Source organism: Bradyrhizobium sp. T-12 (assembly GCF_058314695.1).
On sequence record NZ_CM177756.1, the window covers coordinates 4,375,872 to 4,392,300 of the forward strand.

General features: G+C 64.0%; 14 protein-coding genes. 3 read left to right on the forward strand and 11 right to left on the reverse strand.

Annotated elements, in window-relative coordinates; translation table 11 throughout:
- Nucleotides 1–372: 372 nt before the first annotated feature.
- Nucleotides 373–2,214 carry an ATP-dependent zinc metalloprotease FtsH gene (gene ftsH, locus AC0WRY_RS20750; RefSeq protein WP_194402636.1) on the reverse strand — a complete coding sequence of 614 codons (1,842 nt, stop codon included), beginning with the start codon at nucleotides 2,212–2,214 and terminating at the stop codon, nucleotides 373–375.
- 508 nt (nucleotides 2,215–2,722) lie between these two features.
- Here ftsH and AC0WRY_RS20755 point away from each other — a divergent pair.
- The 3 genes from AC0WRY_RS20755 to AC0WRY_RS20765 all read left to right on the forward strand — a co-directional run bounded on the left by AC0WRY_RS20755 (nucleotide 2,723) and on the right by AC0WRY_RS20765 (nucleotide 3,905).
- Nucleotides 2,723–3,175 (forward strand): Hsp20 family protein, encoded by a 453-nt coding sequence (locus AC0WRY_RS20755; RefSeq protein ID WP_194402637.1) that lies wholly within the window; start codon nucleotides 2,723–2,725, stop codon nucleotides 3,173–3,175.
- 117 nt (nucleotides 3,176–3,292) lie between these two features.
- On the forward strand, nucleotides 3,293–3,700 hold the full coding sequence (locus AC0WRY_RS20760) for a hypothetical protein (RefSeq protein WP_491120735.1): 408 nt from the start codon (nucleotides 3,293–3,295) through the stop codon (nucleotides 3,698–3,700).
- A gap of 7 nt (nucleotides 3,701–3,707) precedes the next feature.
- The gene (locus AC0WRY_RS20765; protein WP_194402639.1) at nucleotides 3,708–3,905 is read left to right on the forward strand and encodes a hypothetical protein; all 198 of its coding nucleotides are present in this window, start codon (nucleotides 3,708–3,710) and stop codon (nucleotides 3,903–3,905) included.
- 1,085 nt (nucleotides 3,906–4,990) lie between these two features.
- Here AC0WRY_RS20765 and ggt read toward each other — a convergent pair.
- The 10 genes from ggt to AC0WRY_RS20815 form a co-directional block, all read right to left on the reverse strand.
- Nucleotides 4,991–6,613: a gamma-glutamyltransferase gene (ggt, locus tag AC0WRY_RS20770; RefSeq protein ID WP_194402640.1), complete on the reverse strand. Its 1,623-nt coding sequence runs from the start codon at nucleotides 6,611–6,613 to the stop codon at nucleotides 4,991–4,993.
- Nucleotides 6,614–6,631: 18 nt separating this feature from the next.
- On the reverse strand, nucleotides 6,632–8,116 hold the full coding sequence (locus AC0WRY_RS20775; protein ID WP_491120738.1) for an amidase: 1,485 nt from the start codon (nucleotides 8,114–8,116) through the stop codon (nucleotides 6,632–6,634).
- A gap of 5 nt (nucleotides 8,117–8,121) precedes the next feature.
- Entirely contained in the window at nucleotides 8,122–9,132 is a 1,011-nt protein-coding gene (locus tag AC0WRY_RS20780) for a branched-chain amino acid ABC transporter permease (protein ID WP_194402641.1), read from the reverse strand.
- Between the two features lie 3 nt (nucleotides 9,133–9,135).
- Entirely contained in the window at nucleotides 9,136–10,002 is an 867-nt protein-coding gene (locus tag AC0WRY_RS20785; protein WP_194402642.1) for a branched-chain amino acid ABC transporter permease, read from the reverse strand.
- 10 nt (nucleotides 10,003–10,012) lie between these two features.
- A complete protein-coding gene (locus tag AC0WRY_RS20790; RefSeq protein ID WP_194402643.1) occupies nucleotides 10,013–10,711 on the reverse strand; it encodes an ABC transporter ATP-binding protein in 699 nt (232 codons plus the stop codon).
- Nucleotides 10,698–11,426: an ABC transporter ATP-binding protein gene (locus AC0WRY_RS20795; protein WP_194408342.1), complete on the reverse strand. Its 729-nt coding sequence runs from the start codon at nucleotides 11,424–11,426 to the stop codon at nucleotides 10,698–10,700. Before AC0WRY_RS20795 ends, AC0WRY_RS20790 begins: the two co-directional genes overlap by 14 nt.
- 31 nt (nucleotides 11,427–11,457) lie before the next feature.
- On the reverse strand, nucleotides 11,458–12,783 hold the full coding sequence (locus AC0WRY_RS20800) for an ABC transporter substrate-binding protein (RefSeq protein ID WP_246776285.1): 1,326 nt from the start codon (nucleotides 12,781–12,783) through the stop codon (nucleotides 11,458–11,460).
- Nucleotides 12,784–12,828: 45 nt separating this feature from the next.
- A complete protein-coding gene (locus AC0WRY_RS20805) occupies nucleotides 12,829–13,881 on the reverse strand; it encodes a CobW family GTP-binding protein (RefSeq protein ID WP_194402644.1) in 1,053 nt (350 codons plus the stop codon).
- Nucleotides 13,878–15,551, reverse strand: coding sequence for an amidohydrolase (locus tag AC0WRY_RS20810; protein ID WP_194402645.1), 1,674 nt, complete (start codon nucleotides 15,549–15,551; stop codon nucleotides 13,878–13,880). The genes AC0WRY_RS20805 and AC0WRY_RS20810 overlap by 4 nt, the downstream gene beginning before the upstream one ends.
- An 87-nt stretch (nucleotides 15,552–15,638) precedes the next feature.
- Nucleotides 15,639–16,427 (reverse strand): SDR family oxidoreductase, encoded by a 789-nt coding sequence (locus AC0WRY_RS20815; protein WP_194402646.1) that lies wholly within the window; start codon nucleotides 16,425–16,427, stop codon nucleotides 15,639–15,641.
- Nucleotides 16,428–16,429 lie beyond the last annotated feature (2 nt).

Genomic DNA, 16,429 nt, shown 5'->3' on the forward strand with positions numbered 1-16,429 from the left:
GCCCGGGACCGATACCTGGACCGCCCCAGCCATGATGACGCCAATGGGCCGAAGCCGGCGCAACTGATCCGATGAGGAGCGTTGCCGCCGCGACGACTGCAAGAGCAAGCTTTCTCATGTCGTTTTCCTCAAGTTACTACGCGCTCTGCGCACTTGTCTCCTTGTCATGGTCCACTTCGCCGAACCTCGGTTCGGCTATACAGTGAATTAGAACTGTCCGGGACGAGTTCAAGTAACTCATTGATGAGACCTGTCGATCTTTCCAGCGATTTGGCGGAGCCAAAAACCAGCATCAGGAGTTCTTCACCTGCTCCGGCGTTCTCAACGCGCTGGTGGACCAGCTCTAGCTGGGGCGCGAAAATGAGCGCGCCGTTAAACCGCCCGGAGGCCTTCCTTCGGCATCTCCCGGATCAGCAGGTCAATATCGCTCTGCTCCAGCGTCTCCTTCTCAAGGAGCTTCTTTGCCGCGCGGTCCAGGATCGGACGCCGCGTGTTCAGTATGCCTTGGGTGCGCTGAAAGACCTGATCCACAATATCCTTTACCTCGCGGTCGATGGCTGCGGCGGTCTCCTCCGCGTAGCCACGCTCGCGAACTGGATAGGGCTGCTCAGGGCCTGCGAGGAAATTGCCGGGCTCGCGGTCATAGGCAACGCTGCCGAGCTTCTCCGACATCCCATAGCGTGTCACCATGCTCCGTGCGATGTCGGTCACCCGGCGCAGATCGTCGGCTGCTCCCGTCGATAGATGACCGAACACGATGAGCTCAGCTGCACGGCCGCCGAGCAGAACGGCCATTTTGTTTTCCAGCTCCTCCTTGGTCATCAAAAATCGGTCCTCGATCGGCCGCTGAATGGTGTAGCCGAGTGCACCGACCCCACGGGGTATAATCGAGACCTTGTGCACGGGATCGACACCAGGCAAGGAAAGCGCGACCAGCGCGTGGCCCATCTCATGAAAAGCGACGATCTCACGTTCCTTGGGATTGAGCAGCCGGTTACGTTTTTCCAGGCCAGCTACCATGCGCTCCACCGCGTTATTGAAGTCGCTCATGCTTACCGCGTCGGCGCCGCGGCGGGTTGCCAGGAGTGCGGCCTCATTGACGAGGTTAGCCAGGTCGGCGCCGGTAAATCCCGGAGTCAAAGCTGCAACCGACTCCGGCTCGACGTTGCCGGCCAGTTGCACCTTTTTCATATGGACCTTGAGTATCTCGATGCGTCCCTTTTTGTCGGGACGATCGACCAACACCTGACGATCGAAGCGGCCGGCGCGCAACAGCGCAGGATCAAGAATTTCAGGCCGGTTGGTTGCCGCAAGAATGACCAGACCCGATCGTGAGTCAAAACCGTCAAGTTCGACCAGAAGTTGGTTGAGCGTTTGCTCCTTCTCGTCGTGCCCTCCAGCAAACGGGCCGATGCCACGCGCTCGGCCAAGCGCGTCGAGCTCGTCAATAAAGATAATTGCCGGTGCCTTTTCGTGTGCCTGCCGGAACAGGTCGCGCACCCGTGCCGCGCCGACACCAACAAACATCTCCACGAATTCCGAACCCGAGATCGAGAAGAACGGAACTCGGGCTTCGCCTGCAACCGCCTTCGCCAGCAGGGTTTTGCCCGTGCCCGGCGGACCAACCAGCAGCACACCTTTCGGCATGCGACCGCCAAGCCGACCGTAATCGGTGGGATTCTTCAGGAAATCGACGACCTCGCGAAGCTCGTCCTTCGCTTCGTCGACACCGGCGACATCGGCAAAGGTGACGCCCGTGTTGGACTCGACATAGATCTTGGCCTTGCTCTTGCCGATCGCCATCAGGCCGCCGCCAAGGCCGCCGCCTTCAGCCATGCGACGGCCGATGTACCACCACAGCCCGAAGAATAACAGTACGGGCATCACCCACGAGAGGAGGTCGCGCAGAAATGTGCTCTCGATTTGTCCGGTAAAGCGGACGTTGTATTTCTCCAGTTCCTGCGCCACGTCCTGGTCGACACGCGTGGTCACAAATCTCTTCTGGCCGCCTGGCAGCGGCTCCTTGAGCGTACCCTGCAGGGTGCGATCGGAAATGCCGACGGCATCGATCTTTCCTTGATGCAGTAACTGCAGGTATTCGCTGTAGGGAATGACGGCAATTTGTGTGGCCGTTGCGACAAGATACTGGATGAAGAAGATCGCGAAAATAGCGGCGATGGTATATCCGACATTGAAGCGAGTTTTGTTGGTCATGCAGAAACTCGATGCAAAGGGCCCGGAAGCAGCTTCCCCGAATCGACCGGATAATCGGCGGTTGGCGCGGCACTGCACCAAACACTCTGGCGTGGCATTGGTTTCAACCAGGTCCTGACGGAACCGGACGTAGCCCCGTCGGGCGATCTCGACTGCGGCAGTCCGCCTGGGCAGAGGCTCCGCACCTCGTAAGCCGTCGACTGCCACTTTGACTTCTGCGCGTTCGGCCCGCTCGTAGATCTCAACGTCCAGGGTCGCGTACGCGGGAGGGAATGGCTGCCGCACTCGCGGGGGTGTGGGCGTATCTCCACTGCGGCCGCCGAAAGCGAAGTTGAGCAGGCTTTGCACCAGCGGCGGCGGACCTCTTGAAACCTAACCAGTGGGTTCTAATTCAAAGAGTGCGGTGCGGATCGCGCTGCACCGGACGCCTGTCGAGGGTCCGGTTTTCGGGCGCCGGACGCGGTGTCCGGCGCTCATAAACCATGTTGCTCAAGTGGAGGATGTGGCTATGACTACCTTTGATTTTGCCCCCCTGTGGCGTTCGACGGTTGGTTTCGATCGCGTGTTCGATCTGCTCGAGGATTCCGTCCAATGGACGGGCGACAATTACCCACCTTACAACATTGAGCGGGCCGACCAGGATCACTACCAGATCTCCCTCGCGCTAGCCGGCTTTGCACCGCATGAAATAACCATTACTGCGGAGCAAAACGTACTCACGGTTGAAGGCCGAAAGGCCGATAAGGGCGACCACCAATACTTGTACCAGGGTATCTCCGTGCGTCCATTCCGGCATCAGTTTAACCTCGCCGAGTACGTGCAAGTGAAGCGCGCTTCGTTTGAAGACGGAATGCTCAAGATCGAGCTGGTACGTGAACTCCCCGAAGCTATGAAGCCACGGCAGATACCGATCCAAGCCGGCAACGACAACCAGAAGCTCGTGAACCAGCAAACGGCCTGAGTTCACTCGCCTGCTAGTCAGCGCGGTCTCCTCGCTCAGCTACCAGCGTGCACCGGACTGCGCGTGGACGCCTGATGGCAGAGCGAGCTCGCGTGGCCAGATTCAGCGAGAAAATACATGAAGAACGTAATCTTAAACGATCCGCAGCAGCTCGAGCGCAGGCTGCTCAAGCTCTTCGAACGTCACGGTAGCGACGGTCGCGCGATCACCCTTGAGAGCCTCGCTGCCAATGTTGGCATGCAGCAGCAAGCGAAGGATCTTCTGCTTGCCCTGGGAAACCTCGTCACACGGAGCCTTGTTAAGCGTGCCGGCCACAATCCTATACCGGGCTCTCCTGTTGCATTCCGTCTGGTACGTGCGGCATCGCCGCATGATCTAGCAGCTGCCACGAGCGCGGCAGCCGCGATAGTGGCCCGTCCGTTAAGGGAGTCGACCAAGGGAGTTCGTCAAAGCCGTTCACGAGAGAGCACACAGCTGCCCAAAGGCATGGAGACCCTGTATTCGACTGTTCGGCAAGGTTGGTAGATCAGCGATGGACGATTATCGCGACCTCATGACGGTTGCTCTCGTGCTGTTCTTCGCGGGTCTCATGTTGGTTGTCGGCCAACTCTATCTCGAACACACCACCAGACAGGATCTCGGCACGGAGATCGAGCTACCGTATGTGCCGACTTCATCACCAATCTTGAGTTCGCGTGTGGGCGAGCATTCAGGCCGAACCCTCCGCTAGTGGTCTAGACAGATGTGTATGGTTCAAGGAGCTGGCGTTCATCAGAAACATCGGGGAGCCGAGTCACCTGGAGCGACTCGAACCGCCGACGTCGGTTTTTGTTTTCTCGCTGCGGCCCACGTGACATCTCGGCATTGACGGACGCTGAGCCCTGCTCGCGAGATTACTAGGCATCTTGGACCCTGCGCAGGTGTCCAGCCTGCGCAGCGCACCCGCACCCTATGCGCCAACGCTTTGCGGACGTCGCGCATAGCTCCGACAAAGGACCACCGACGCTAGGCTCCGATGGATCTTTTTTGATCTCCCGGTGCACACGTCGTGCACACGCCCCCTCTAACAATTTCAAAAACCTGGACTCTCGCTCCAATCCATCATGGCCAATTTGGTCTAGCTCCAGCCAACAAGACCGGGAGTGATCAATAATGGTCCGCTTTGCGCCAAAACCCGCCGCTGCGTTTGGCTAAGCTTTGAGCCCCGGCCCTTCTGTACGATACAGCTCGCTCCCATACTCCATGAGTGAAGACGCAATGGATTTCGGACTTCTACCGGGATAAGCCAAGCCCACTGCTTCAGTCAGAATTCTCAGCGCGAAGGAAGCGAGAACAACTCGACCAGACCACGCTAAACTACGCGACGGCGGCACCCCGCACTACTCCCACTCTATCATTTCGAACGACGTTTCGTCGTTGATTTGTAAGCACAAATTTTTCAAGTCTGACGGACAAATCCCGACGGTATACCCGCCGCAATTTCTTGGTCTTGAATTCACAGGAAAATTCACGCAGCTCGAAGAGACGACGCCTTCGGTAAGTATCGGGTGCAATCGACTGAATGGCCGCGTGTGCAAGGCCGGGACGGCCAGCCGCTCATACCCGCACTGCGTCGCTCCGATACCGTCAAGGATCGGGAAAGCGCTGGTTTGGTCTGTATGAGGATCGCTCACGCGCCCTAGACTTTGAGGTTCGCGCAAGAGCAACCCTCAAGACGAAGTCGAGTTCAGGTGGGGGGCTGGACCACCTGATTTGCCTGACGACACCCGATTGACAGCCATTCAAAGGCAGAGGCAAGCCAGGGCGGCCAACAAACTAGTAGCCGATTGCAGCTCCGTCGCTACGCGGATCAGACCCTCCACTCAGCATCCCGCTTTGTCGATCGACGGTAATTCCATGGGCGTGGCCCGCCATCTCGTTCCAAGCGCCCCAGCGGTTGATGATGTGCCCTCTCTGCGCCAGCGCATCCACGGCATCATCGGGAAAGCGTCCCTCCAGGTGCAGGGTGTCCCGCGCCTCGCCCAGGCCGAAACGGCCCGACAGGAAGCGCGGCAGCTCGATTGCTTCCTGAATATCGAGGCGGTGATCGATCATCGCCGAATAGAGCTGCAGCTGGATCTGCGGCTGTCCGTCCGCACCCATGCAGCCGAGCACGCTCCACAGCTTGCCGTCGCGCTTGGCGATCGACGCGATCAAGGTGTGCAGAGGAATCTTGCCTGGCTCGGGGCGATTGGGGTGATCGGGATCGAGCGAGAAATAGGCGCTGCGGTTCTGAAGCACGACGCCGGTACGGCCCGCGACCAGACAGGAGCCAAACGCGCCATACAAGCTCTGGATCAGCGAAACGGCATTCCCCTCCCCGTCGATAGCGGCGACGTAGACCGTATCACCGGCGAGGCTGCCGTAGGACGGGACCTGGTCCCATCTCAGTGCCGAGCGAAAGTCGATCAAGCCGGCGCGGCTGGCCGCATATGATTTGGAGATCAGGCTCTCAACCGGCACGTCGACGAAAGCGGGATCGGCGAGCACTCGGTCGCGGTCGTGATAGGCGATCTGCTTTGCCTGCACCATGAGGTGCACGCGGTCCGGGCCAAGCAAATCCTTCTTGTGCAGTTCATGGGGCTCGAGCAGGTTGAGCATCTCGAGCACCGAAAAACCCTGGGTCGGCGGCGGGGTGTTGTAGATCTCGACATCCCTGTAGCGGCCGACCAGCGGCGCGCCCCAATTCGCCGTCTGCTGCTCCAGGTCGGCCTCTCGAAAGAAACCGCCCCCTTCGCGCGAGAAGCGCGCGAGCTCCTCGGCAACGGCTCCGCGGTAGAAGCCCGCCCAGCCGGCATCCGCGATCGCCTGCAGCGTGCGGGCGAGATCTGGATTTGCGAGCTTCGCGCCCGCCGCCGGGGTGGCGCCACATGGCAAGAACAGCGCGGCAGCTTCGGCCTGCTGTGCAAGCTCGCCCCGCATCAGCTCAATGAAGCTTGCAAGTCGCCCGGTGACGGGAAAGCCCTCTCGCGCGTAGGCGATCGCGCTCTCGAGCACTTTCGCAAGCGGCAGGCGGCCAAGGGCCCGATGGGCTTCGGTCCAGCTTGCGACAGCGCCGGGCACGGTCAGCGTTGCCGGAATGATGCCGCGCAGCGGGATCTCGCTCACGCCCCTCTCGCGCAATGCCGTCAGCGAGGCGGTGGCAGCCGCCTTCCCGCCGCCGTTCAGGAATTTGACGGCGCCGCTGTGCCCCTCATGGATCAGCCAGAACGCGTCACCACCGAGCCCCGTCATGTGCGGGTACACCACCGCCAGCACGGCGCTGGTGGCGATCGCAGCGTCAACCGCAGAGCCCCCTGCGCGCAAGACGTCGACGCCGGCGCTAGAGGCCAGCGCATGCGGCGACGTCACCATTCCCTGTGGGGCAAGCGTGACGGGACGACCGGTGCGAATATCCATTGGCATGTCTCTGGCCGATCAGATGCCGGGCGGGCGAGCGAAGCCGCCCAATGCCTGCTCCGCGAGCTGGGCAAATCTGAGTGTGGTGCGATCGCCGAGATACGGTCCGACCACCTGCACGCCGGCAGGAACGCGACCGACCCTGCGGCCCGTCGGAATAGCGGTGGCCGGCAGGTTGGCGACCGTGACCAGACCGGGCCACGCCAGATTGTCCATGTATGGAATCGTGCCGCCATTCACGAGGAGCCGCCGGGTGAATTGCGCGGCGAGGTCGAGGCGCTCGATGTCGTGCGGGAATGCCACGGTGGGCGTCACCGGGCAAAGCAGCACGTCGTAATCGGCAAAGAAGCGACGCCATGCGCGATAGATCTGGTGCCGCTGTTCCGCCGCCGCAAAATGCTGCGGAAGCGACTGCCGGACCGCGTCGGCGACGCGACGTGGATAGCTGCCGCTCTCGGCCGCATCCCCGGCCGCGAGCAGCTCCTCGCGCGCGGGCGGCGGCAACCCGGCGCCGATGATCCCGAACAGGGTCTGGAGATAGACGTCATGGCTTGCGGCGGGATCGATCGGGGGCCGCGCTGTTCTGTTCACGGCAACGCCAAGACGCGTCAGATCATCGGCCAGCCCGTCGATCGCGGCCGCATAGCCGTCATCCAGCGGATAGGCCTGTCCGTCGTTCCAGATTGCAACGCGGAAGGACCGGAGATCGTCGTGCCGCGCCGCCGGAAGCCACACCTCCGCGCCGGCAGCATCGAGATCGGACATGCCGAGCACCACGTCGAACAACATCTCGAGATCGAACGCGCTGCGGGCCAGTGGTCCGGCGACGCCGAGCTCGGCTGGCGCGATGTGGCCGGGCGGCGGCGGAATGTGACCTTCGGTGCTGACGAGGCCATAACTCGGCTTGTGGCCGTACACGCCGCAGAAATGCGCGGGCACGCGGATCGAGCCGCCGATATCGCTGCCGAGCTCGAGCGTCGTCAGACCGGCCGCGAGCGCCGCGGCGGAGCCTCCGGAGGAGCCGCCGACGGTGCGCTCACCGTCCCATGGATTGCGGGTCAGACCGAACAGCGTGTTGCAGGATTGGTGATCGGCGGCGCCCGCCGGCAGGTTGGTCTTGCCGAAGATCACGGCACCGGCCGCGCGGATCTTTGCAACCGCAACGGCGTCTTCATTCGGGCGATAGCCGCGAAGCTCCTCCAATCCGCAGGTCGCGGCCATGCCGGCGACGGCGAAGGAATCCTTGATGGTCATCGGCAGGCCGTGCAGCGGCGCCATCGCCTCGCCGCGCGCCAGCTTCTCGTCGGCGATGCGCGCCTGACGGCGGGCGGCCTCTTCGTCCAATGTGACCACGGCATTGCAGGATGGATTGAGGCGCTTGACCCGATTGAGCTGCAGATCGAGCAGTTCGAGCGCGCTGATGCGCCGGGAAGCCAGCAGCATTTTCTGTTCGGTCGCGGAGAGAAGGCACATCTCGTCAGCAGACATCTTGCTTGAAGGCATCACGCTCATCCCAATTGTCCGGCCTTGTCGGCGAGCGACGCGAGGTCGGGTGTCACGGGCGCCGTCCTCCCGACGCCGAGAAGCTTGAGGCCGAAGCGGTCGCGCAGCGGCGGCCACAGCCCGCGCGGCGACCAGAGCATGACGATGACGGCGACCAGGCCCAGCGCAACCAGGTACCAGCCGGCGGACAAGCCGAGCTGGTCGGTGATGAGCTCGCGCAGGCCGAAGAAGATCACCGTGCCGATGACTGGGCCTTCGAGCGTCCCGATGCCGCCGATCATCACGATGAACATCATGTAGACGACCCAGTTCACGTCGAAGGCCGCCGCCGGCGAGACATAGAGATTGCCGAGGAAGGAGACCGCGCCGGCCAGGCCGCAGCCGGCCGCCGACAGCACGAAGACGATGAAGCGGTTGCGCTGCACGTCGACGCCGACGCTCATCGCCGCCAGATCGTTGTCACGCACGCTCATGAGACCGAGACCGAAGCCGGATCGCATCAGCAGAAACAGCCCGCCAATCGTGCCCAGCGCCAGCGCGGCCGCGATCCAGAACAGCACCGGCTCGAACCAGTCGAGGTCGATGAGCCGGCTCGATTTCAGCGGCAGGCCGGAGGTGCCGCCGAGCCACCCCGCCTTCATCACCAGCGCCGCAATGATCTCGGAGAAGACCCACATCGCTATCGAGAAATAGGCCTCGCGCAGCCGGAACAGCGGCCGCGCGATCACCGAGGCGACCACCGCGCAGGCGAGCGGCGCGACGGGCAGCACCCAGTAGGGCGACAGGTCGAACGTATCGGAGATCAGGAACAGCCCGTAGGCTCCGATCCCGACGAACACCTGATGGCCGAACGACACGAGGCCGGCATAACCGGCCAGCAGATTCCACATCTGCGCCATGGCGAGGATCAGGAGGCACTCGGTCGCAAAGCGCAAACCGCCCTCGCCCAGCAGCAACGGACCCGCGGCGAAGAGCGCGGCGGCGGCGCAACAGGAGATCGCGATCGTCCTCGACATCGATCAGGCCCTGCTCGCGACAAGACCCGCGGGACGGATCAGCAGCATCACGAAGAACAAGAGGTGCGCGTAGAGCAGACCGGCATTCGCATCCCATTTCAGGCCGGCGAGCTGCGCCATGCCGAGCACAATGCCGCCGAGCAGCGCACCCCAGAACGAGCCGATGCCGCCGAGCACCACGACCTCGAAGGCGATCAGCAGGCGTTCGACGCCGGAGAACGGCGTGAAGCTCGAACGCACCGCGAGCAGCACGCCGCCGATCGCGCCGAGCGCCAGCGACAGGCCCATGACGTAGTTGTAGACGAGGTCCGGCTTGACGCCGAACATCCGGACGATGTCGCGCCGGTCGGCGGTCGCACGTACGATACGGCCGAAGGCCGTGCGCTTGAGCGCCCACTGCAGGAGCAGGAACAGCAGCACCGCCGCGATCAGCGTCAGCAGGGGCATCACGCCGATGCTCAGTCCGAACAGCCTGATGCTCGCGCGCGAGAGCTCGCCGAGCTGGAGGCCCCTGACGTCCGCGCCGAATACCTCGACCATCAGGTTGCGCAGCACGATGGAGACGCCGAAGGTCAATAGCAGCGGCGCGAGCGGATCGGGCGCCCGCGCCACCCGGTTCATGATCACAGCCTGGTAGAGATAGCCGACCGCGAAGGCCGCGATCACGACGGGGATCAGCACGAACAGCGGATGGACCTGCGGAAACAGGGCAACCAGGATCACGGCGAGATAGGCTGCGAGCACCATGAACTCGCCATGCGCGATGTTGACGAGGCGCATCACGCCAAAGACGAGCGCAAGTCCGATCCCGAGCAGGCCATAGAGACCGCCCAGCAGGGCTCCGTTCACCAGCGTCTCGATCCAGGCCATGTCCCCTCGCTCACATCCCGAAATAGGCTTGCGTCAATTCGGCGACGCTGACGTCGCCGGCATTCGCCGTCAGCGACACGCGCCCCTTCAGCAGACAGTAGATGCGATCGCTCGCACTGGCTGCGCGCTTGACGTCCTGCTCGACCAGCACCAGCGCCGTGCCCTCCTTGCGGATATCGTTGAACGCGCCATAGATCTGCTCGACCATCACGGGCGCGAGGCCCAGCGAAATCTCGTCGCAAAGCAGCAGGCGCGGGTTGCACATCAGCGCGCGCCCGATCGCGACCATCTGCTGCTGCCCGCCCGAAAGCTGCCGCGGCATGTGGTTGCGCCGTTCTTCAAGCGCCGGAAACAGGTCGAACACGCGCCGCAGCGTCCATGATCCCGGCCGCTTGCTCACCTGCCCCATCAGGAGATTTTCCTCGACGGTCAGCGTGTCGAACAGCATGCGCCCTTCCGGCACCATGCCGAGACCCAGCCGCGCGATGCGCTCGGCGGGCGTATCCACGATATCGTCGCCGTCGAACCGGACGCTGCCACGTTTGCTGTCGATCAAGCCGACCAGCGCGCGCAAGAACGTGGTCTTTCCGGCGCCGTTGGCGCCGACGAGCGCGACCGCCTCGCGCTCGGCAACCGAGAAGGCTAACGCGAAGATCGCCTGCAGGTCGCCGTGAAAGACATTGAGTCCCTCGACCTCAAGCAAGCTCATCGGTCAATCCCATGTAGATTTCCTTGACCGTGCGACTCTCCATCACCTCTCCCGGCTGGCCGTCGAGCACCTTGCGGCCGAAATTCAGAACGAGGATGCGATCGGCGACGGCGCGCAAGGCATGCGGAATGTGCTCGATCCAGATCATGGCGTGATCGGCCTTCACGCCGGCGATGATCTCGATCAGCCGCTCGACCTCCGGCTCGGTCAGTCCCGCCGCGATCTCGTCGAGCAGGATCAGGCGCGGCTTCGAGGCCAGCGCCTTGGCAAATTCGAGCCGCTTGCGATCGATCAGCGGCAGGGCGCCCGCGATGCGATCGGCCTTGCCGGCGAGCGAGGTGCGGCGCAGTACGTCCATCGCCCAGTCGCTCGCCACAGCGCCATGCAGGCCGCCGCCATAGGTCGCCGCCACCAGCACGTTTTCGTAAGCCGTGAGATGCGGGAACGGTTGCGGGATCTGGAAGGCCCGACCGATGCCGAGACGAACGCGCCGATGCGCAGGCACATGGGTGATGTCCCGGCCATCCAGCATGATCGAACCGCCGTCCGGCTTGATCAATCCCACGATCAGATTCAGCACCGAGCTCTTGCCGGCGCCGTTGGGTCCGATCACACCGAGGCATTCGCCGTGCGCGAGCGCGAAGTCGAGGTCATCGGCAACCCGGATGACCCCGAAACTCTTGCTCAAGCCTGCAACGCGCAGCACTTCGACCATTGTCATGCGTCCGCGTCGGCCTGCCGCCCGCTCAGGCGAGCTTTGACAGCAGGGCGAGATCGGCCTGCTTCGGGATGAACGGCGCGGTGCCGTTGTGCACGATCAGGAGCTCGTAGGGCGACTTTCCGCCCTTGCTCTTGCGCCACTGCCCGCCGGACAGCGAGGTGACCGCGACGTTCTTGATCGGGCTGCCCTTGAACTTGACCTGGCCGACGACCGTCTCGAGGTCGAGGCCGGCGATGGCATCGCGCAGCGAATTCTTGTCCTTGGGATCGCTATTGCGCAGCGCCGCGAAGCCGACCTCCCACAGCGCGTGGGCATAGCCGATCGGCTGCGTCCATTGCCTGCCGGTGGTCTTCTCCCATTCGGCCGCGAGCTCGGCCGCGCTCTGACCGGTGAGCGAGGATTTGAACGGATAGGCCGGCGTCCACCAGACCTCCGTCGACATGCCGTCGCCGCGATCGCCGAGCGCATTGACCGCGCTCGGAAACAGGAAGGCCGCCGCAACCGTGCAGATCTGCGGCTTGAAGCCGGCCTGCGCGGCCTGGTTCCACAGCGTCACCCAGTGATTGCCGTAAGCGAAGCCGGAGACGATCTCCGCGCCCGCGTTCTTGAAGGTGGAGACCTGGTTGGAGAAATCGTCGGTCGCGATCTGGAAGCTGCCGGTCGTGACCTCCTGGAAGCCGGCCTGCCTGATGCCGGCCGGCAGGCCCAGCTTCTGATCGGAAAACGCCGTTCCCGCCGGATTGTCGATATAGAGCGTTCCGACCTTCTTGTTGGTCTCGACCGACTGCCACATCCCGACGAAATTCTTCACGACGTCGTCGGCGCCCCAGAAGAAATGGAAAGTGTAGGGGAAGCCCTTGTCCGGCGTCGACTTGCGCGGGAACATCCAGCCTTGCCAGGGCAGCATGGTCGAGATCGTCGGCACGCCGCGCGCGTCCGCGAGCTCACCGATCGGGATCTCCGCGTCGCCGTCCTCGACCAGGATCAGGTCGCATCTTTCGCGAAGCACGAGCTCGCTGGCGACGACCGAGGAGCGGTTGGCATCGGACTGATTGTCCTTGATGACGAACTCGACCGCATAATTCTTGCCGCCGATCTTCAGGCCGTCCTTGACCAGGCTCTTCATCCGCTCGTGGATCCAGGGATCCGGCTCGGCAAAGGCGGCGCGCACGCCGGACAGGCAGCCGCACCAGCCGATCTTGATGGTGCTCGAAGCCGCGCCCGCGATATTCACCAGCGGCACGTTGCCGGCCGCGGCCAGGCCCGCGGTTCCGGCGGCCTTGAGCAGGCTGCGCCGAGTGATCTTTCCGCCACCGACCTTCGTCGCTGTGAACTTTGTGGTCTCGCTCACGACATCCCTCCTGCAAATCATCCGTTGATTGAAAACCGTTCCATGTCACGCCGCCGGCCGCGTGATGCTCTCGCGGCTGATCTCGCCGAAGCGGGCGAGCGTGCGCTCGATCGCCTCCGCGGCAATGTCGCGGACGATGAAGACGAGGCGCGAGCTGCGGTCGTCCGACGGCCAATTGCCCAGCCCGATCGGCGGGTGCAGCACGTGCTGCACGGCATGGACCACCACCGGCCCCTGCGGCCGGTCGGCGACGTTGACCAGCGCCTTGAAGCGCAAGAGGTCATCACCCTTCAGCGCAGCGACGTAATCGAGCCAGCGCGAGAACGCGGCCCAGCGGATCGGCTCGTTCACGACGAAGCTGAAGGAGGAGATACGCGAGTCGTGCGCATGATGGTCGTGATGGTGGGAGGCATGTGCGTGTGCCGTTGTTGCGGCTGCGAACCAGCTTGCGACCTGATCCGACCGCGCCTCAGGCGCGAACAGCCCCGCTCCAAACAGAGTGTTCGGTGCGATCGATCCGTGATTCACAGGCATAACCGACACGGTCGGATTGATCGTGCGAATGCGCTGTTCCACACCCGCAAGGGAATCGGCTTCGGCGAGGTCGGCCTTGGTCAACAGGATACGGTCCGCGACCGCGATCTGCTTGACCGCCTCGGCATGATGATCGAGCGAGCGGAGCGCGTTGACGGCATCGACGGTGACCACGACACCGTCGATCCGGTAGCGGGCAACAACGCCGGGTGCGGTCATCAGCGTGTGCAGCACCGGCACGGGGTCGGCGAGGCCCGTCGTTTCGATCAGGACGCGCCGAATCGGCGGCAGCGTCCCGGCGGCTTCGCGCGACGACAGGTCTTCGAGGAGAGCGACGAGGTCTTCGCGGACCGAGCAGCAGACGCAGCCATTGTCGAGCAGGGCGAATCGCTCCTCGCTCGTCTCCACCAGGAGATGATCGAGCCCGACCTCGCCGAACTCGTTGATGACGGCGACCGTCCCGTCCATGCCGGGCTGGCGCAGCAGATGGTTGAGGACCGTGGTCTTGCCGCTGCCGAGGAAGCCGGTCAGCACGGTCACGGGAATGAGCGGCGCGCGGGTCATAGGCCTCGCTCGTAGACCTTGCGACCCTCGAAGAAGGTCATCTCCACATTGGTCTCCGCGATCTGGTCGGCAGGAATGTCGAACAGCGCCTGATCCAGCACGATCAGGTCGGCGGACTTGCCGACCTCGATCGATCCCGTGATCTTGCCGAGGCCCGCGGCGCGCGCGGCATTGATGGTGTAGATCTCAATGACGGTTTCGAGGTCGAGCGCCTGTTCCGGCCACAACGAGGCGCCGGGAAAGTCGCCGGCGGGATTGCGCCGCGTCACCATGCCCTCGATACCATGCCAGGGATCGGGATTCGGGATCACCGGCCAGTCGGAGCCGCCGGCCATCAACGCGCCGACGATCTTGAGATCGCGGTTGGGCCAGAAGCGCTGCGCCCGCTCCGCGCCCATCGCGGCCTTGTGCGCCTCGAGGAACACGGTCGGAAACCAGATGATCGGGGAGAGATCGGCGGCGACGCCGAGATCGGCGAAGCGCGGGATGTCGTCGGGCGTGATGTAGCTCGCATGCGCGATGTGATGGATCAGCGCGGTCGGTCCGTTGAACGCGCGCACCACATCGATGGCATCGAGCGCCTGCGTGACCGCCGCATCGCCCGCGCAATGGATCTTGGCCGCGAGCCCGAGCGTCTCGCATTTGCCGAGCCAGCGGATCAGCTCCGGCACCGTCAGCATGGTGGTGCCGCGGAAGCAGCAGCCGCGCACGGGATCGGCGACATAGGGCTCGTGAAACGCGGCCGTCTTGGCGCCGGGCACGCCGTCCAGGAACATCTTTGCGTAGTCGGGCTTCACATGGGCGGAGCGGTACTGGTCGCGCAGCGCGAACAGTTCCTCGCCTGCCGTTCCGAACATGAAGCCGGGCTCGATGATCGGCATGGCGCAGACGGCCCAGGCCGACAGTTCGCCGCGATCGTCGAGGCCCTTCAGCGCGGCCAGGATCGGCTGCATGCTGGCGGCATCGACGAAGCCGGTGACGCCGAAGGAATTCAGCACGCCGATCGACCGCGCAACCGCGGCGCGGTCCATCTCCGGCGTGTAGTGCCCGGCCTTGGCGAGCGCGCGCTCGATGATGCCGGAGGCGGCTTCCACCATCAGCCCGGTCAAGCCGCCGCTCGCGAGGTCCCGGCCGATCTCGCCGTCGACGGGATTTTGCGTCTCCGCACCGACGCCGGCGATCCGCAAGGCCTCGGCGCTGGCCCAGCGATTGTGATAGCTGTCGTCGCGCAGCAGCACGGGATGCCCGAGGCTCGCAGCATTGAGCTCGGCCGCGGCGGCATCGGTGTTGAGCCTGGACAGGAGGTCGTTGCCGAACTGGCCGCCGACGATCCAGCTTCCGGGAGCGGTCTTCGCGGCCGCCTCCTTCACGGCGGCGGCGATCTCGCTGATCGAATGGCTCGACGGGAAGCGCAGCTCGTAGAGATCGGCCTGCCCGCCCATCATGATGTGATTGTGGATGTCGATGATGCCCGGCATGGCGGTGCGACCGCCGAGATCGACCACGTTGGTGTCGCGGCCGACGCAGGATCGGACGTCGCTCTCCTCGCCGACGGCCACGAAGCGTCCGGCCTTCACCGCCGCGCAGCTCGCCCAGGGCTGTTCGCGATCGACGGTGTAGATCCTGCCGTTCCGGAACAGCGTATCGGCGCTGGTCTTGATCTCTCTCATTCCCCGATCCCGATTGCGAGGGGAGCTTGTTCCGCGCGCAGATTGGTCACAATCAGCCGTTCGGTTGATGAGCCGGCACCATGCCCGTCAACCCCATTGCCGTTCGACGGCAAAGCCGGTTTCAGGAAGAGTCGTTCCACCATCGACCACGATGGTCTGGCCGGTGACATAGCTTGCCTGCTCGGAGGCGAGATAGAGCATGGCGTAGGCGACGTCGTCGGCGGTGCCGATCCGACCCATCGGAATGTGGCGCGCGATCCGTGCCAGGTTCTCCGCCGTGCTCAGCGTTCCCCGACCCGGCTTGGCGATGAAGCCGGGCTCGACGGCGTTGGCCGTAATCCCGTCGCGCGCGAGCTCGAAGGCGGCGCCGCGGATGAAGGCGTTGACGCCGGCTTTCGCCGCCGAATAGTGCGCGCCGCCGCCCATCGCCAGCCGCGACGAGATCGACGAGGTCGCCAGGATGCGGCCATAGCGGCGGGCGCGCATATGCGGCACCGCCGCCTGGATCAGCCAGATCGCCGCGGCGAGATTGATCGACAAGGCTTCGTCGAGCTTGTCCTCGTCGAGGTCGTCGAGCGGCGCCCAGGGGCAGCCGCCGGCGTTGTGGACGAGGATATCGAGCCGGCCGAGCCGTTCCGCGACACCGTTGACGAGCTCGGTCAAGGCGGGTCGATCGAGCGCTTCGAAGCGCGTCGTGCTCACGGCGAGACCGCGCCGGCTCAAGCCGGCGGCGAGTTCGTCGGCCACATCCTGCGAGCGATTGGCGATCACGACCCGGGCGCCCGCCTCCGCGAGGCGCGTGACGATCGCAGCACCAATGCCCCGGCCGCCGCCGGTGACCAGCGCGACGCGTTCGGTCAAGTCGAACGGTGCCATGA

Bases quoted from the DNA above. Each gene is read 5' to 3' on its own strand.
- ftsH (WP_194402636.1), bottom strand. From the start codon at position 2,214: ATGACCAACAAAACTCGCTTCAATGTCGGATATACCATCGCCGCTATT.
- AC0WRY_RS20755 (WP_194402637.1), top strand. From the start codon at position 2,723: ATGACTACCTTTGATTTTGCCCCCCTGTGGCGTTCGACGGTTGGTTTC.
- AC0WRY_RS20760 (WP_491120735.1), top strand. From the start codon at position 3,293: ATGAAGAACGTAATCTTAAACGATCCGCAGCAGCTCGAGCGCAGGCTG.
- AC0WRY_RS20765 (WP_194402639.1), top strand. From the start codon at position 3,708: ATGGACGATTATCGCGACCTCATGACGGTTGCTCTCGTGCTGTTCTTC.
- ggt (WP_194402640.1), bottom strand. From the start codon at position 6,613: ATGGATATTCGCACCGGTCGTCCCGTCACGCTTGCCCCACAGGGAATG.
- AC0WRY_RS20775 (WP_491120738.1), bottom strand. From the start codon at position 8,116: ATGCCTTCAAGCAAGATGTCTGCTGACGAGATGTGCCTTCTCTCCGCG.
- AC0WRY_RS20780 (WP_194402641.1), bottom strand. From the start codon at position 9,132: ATGTCGAGGACGATCGCGATCTCCTGTTGCGCCGCCGCCGCGCTCTTC.
- AC0WRY_RS20785 (WP_194402642.1), bottom strand. From the start codon at position 10,002: ATGGCCTGGATCGAGACGCTGGTGAACGGAGCCCTGCTGGGCGGTCTC.
- AC0WRY_RS20790 (WP_194402643.1), bottom strand. From the start codon at position 10,711: ATGAGCTTGCTTGAGGTCGAGGGACTCAATGTCTTTCACGGCGACCTG.
- AC0WRY_RS20795 (WP_194408342.1), bottom strand. From the start codon at position 11,426: ATGGTCGAAGTGCTGCGCGTTGCAGGCTTGAGCAAGAGTTTCGGGGTC.
- AC0WRY_RS20805 (WP_194402644.1), bottom strand. From the start codon at position 13,881: ATGACCCGCGCGCCGCTCATTCCCGTGACCGTGCTGACCGGCTTCCTC.
- AC0WRY_RS20810 (WP_194402645.1), bottom strand. From the start codon at position 15,551: ATGAGAGAGATCAAGACCAGCGCCGATACGCTGTTCCGGAACGGCAGG.
- AC0WRY_RS20815 (WP_194402646.1), bottom strand. From the start codon at position 16,427: ATGGCACCGTTCGACTTGACCGAACGCGTCGCGCTGGTCACCGGCGGC.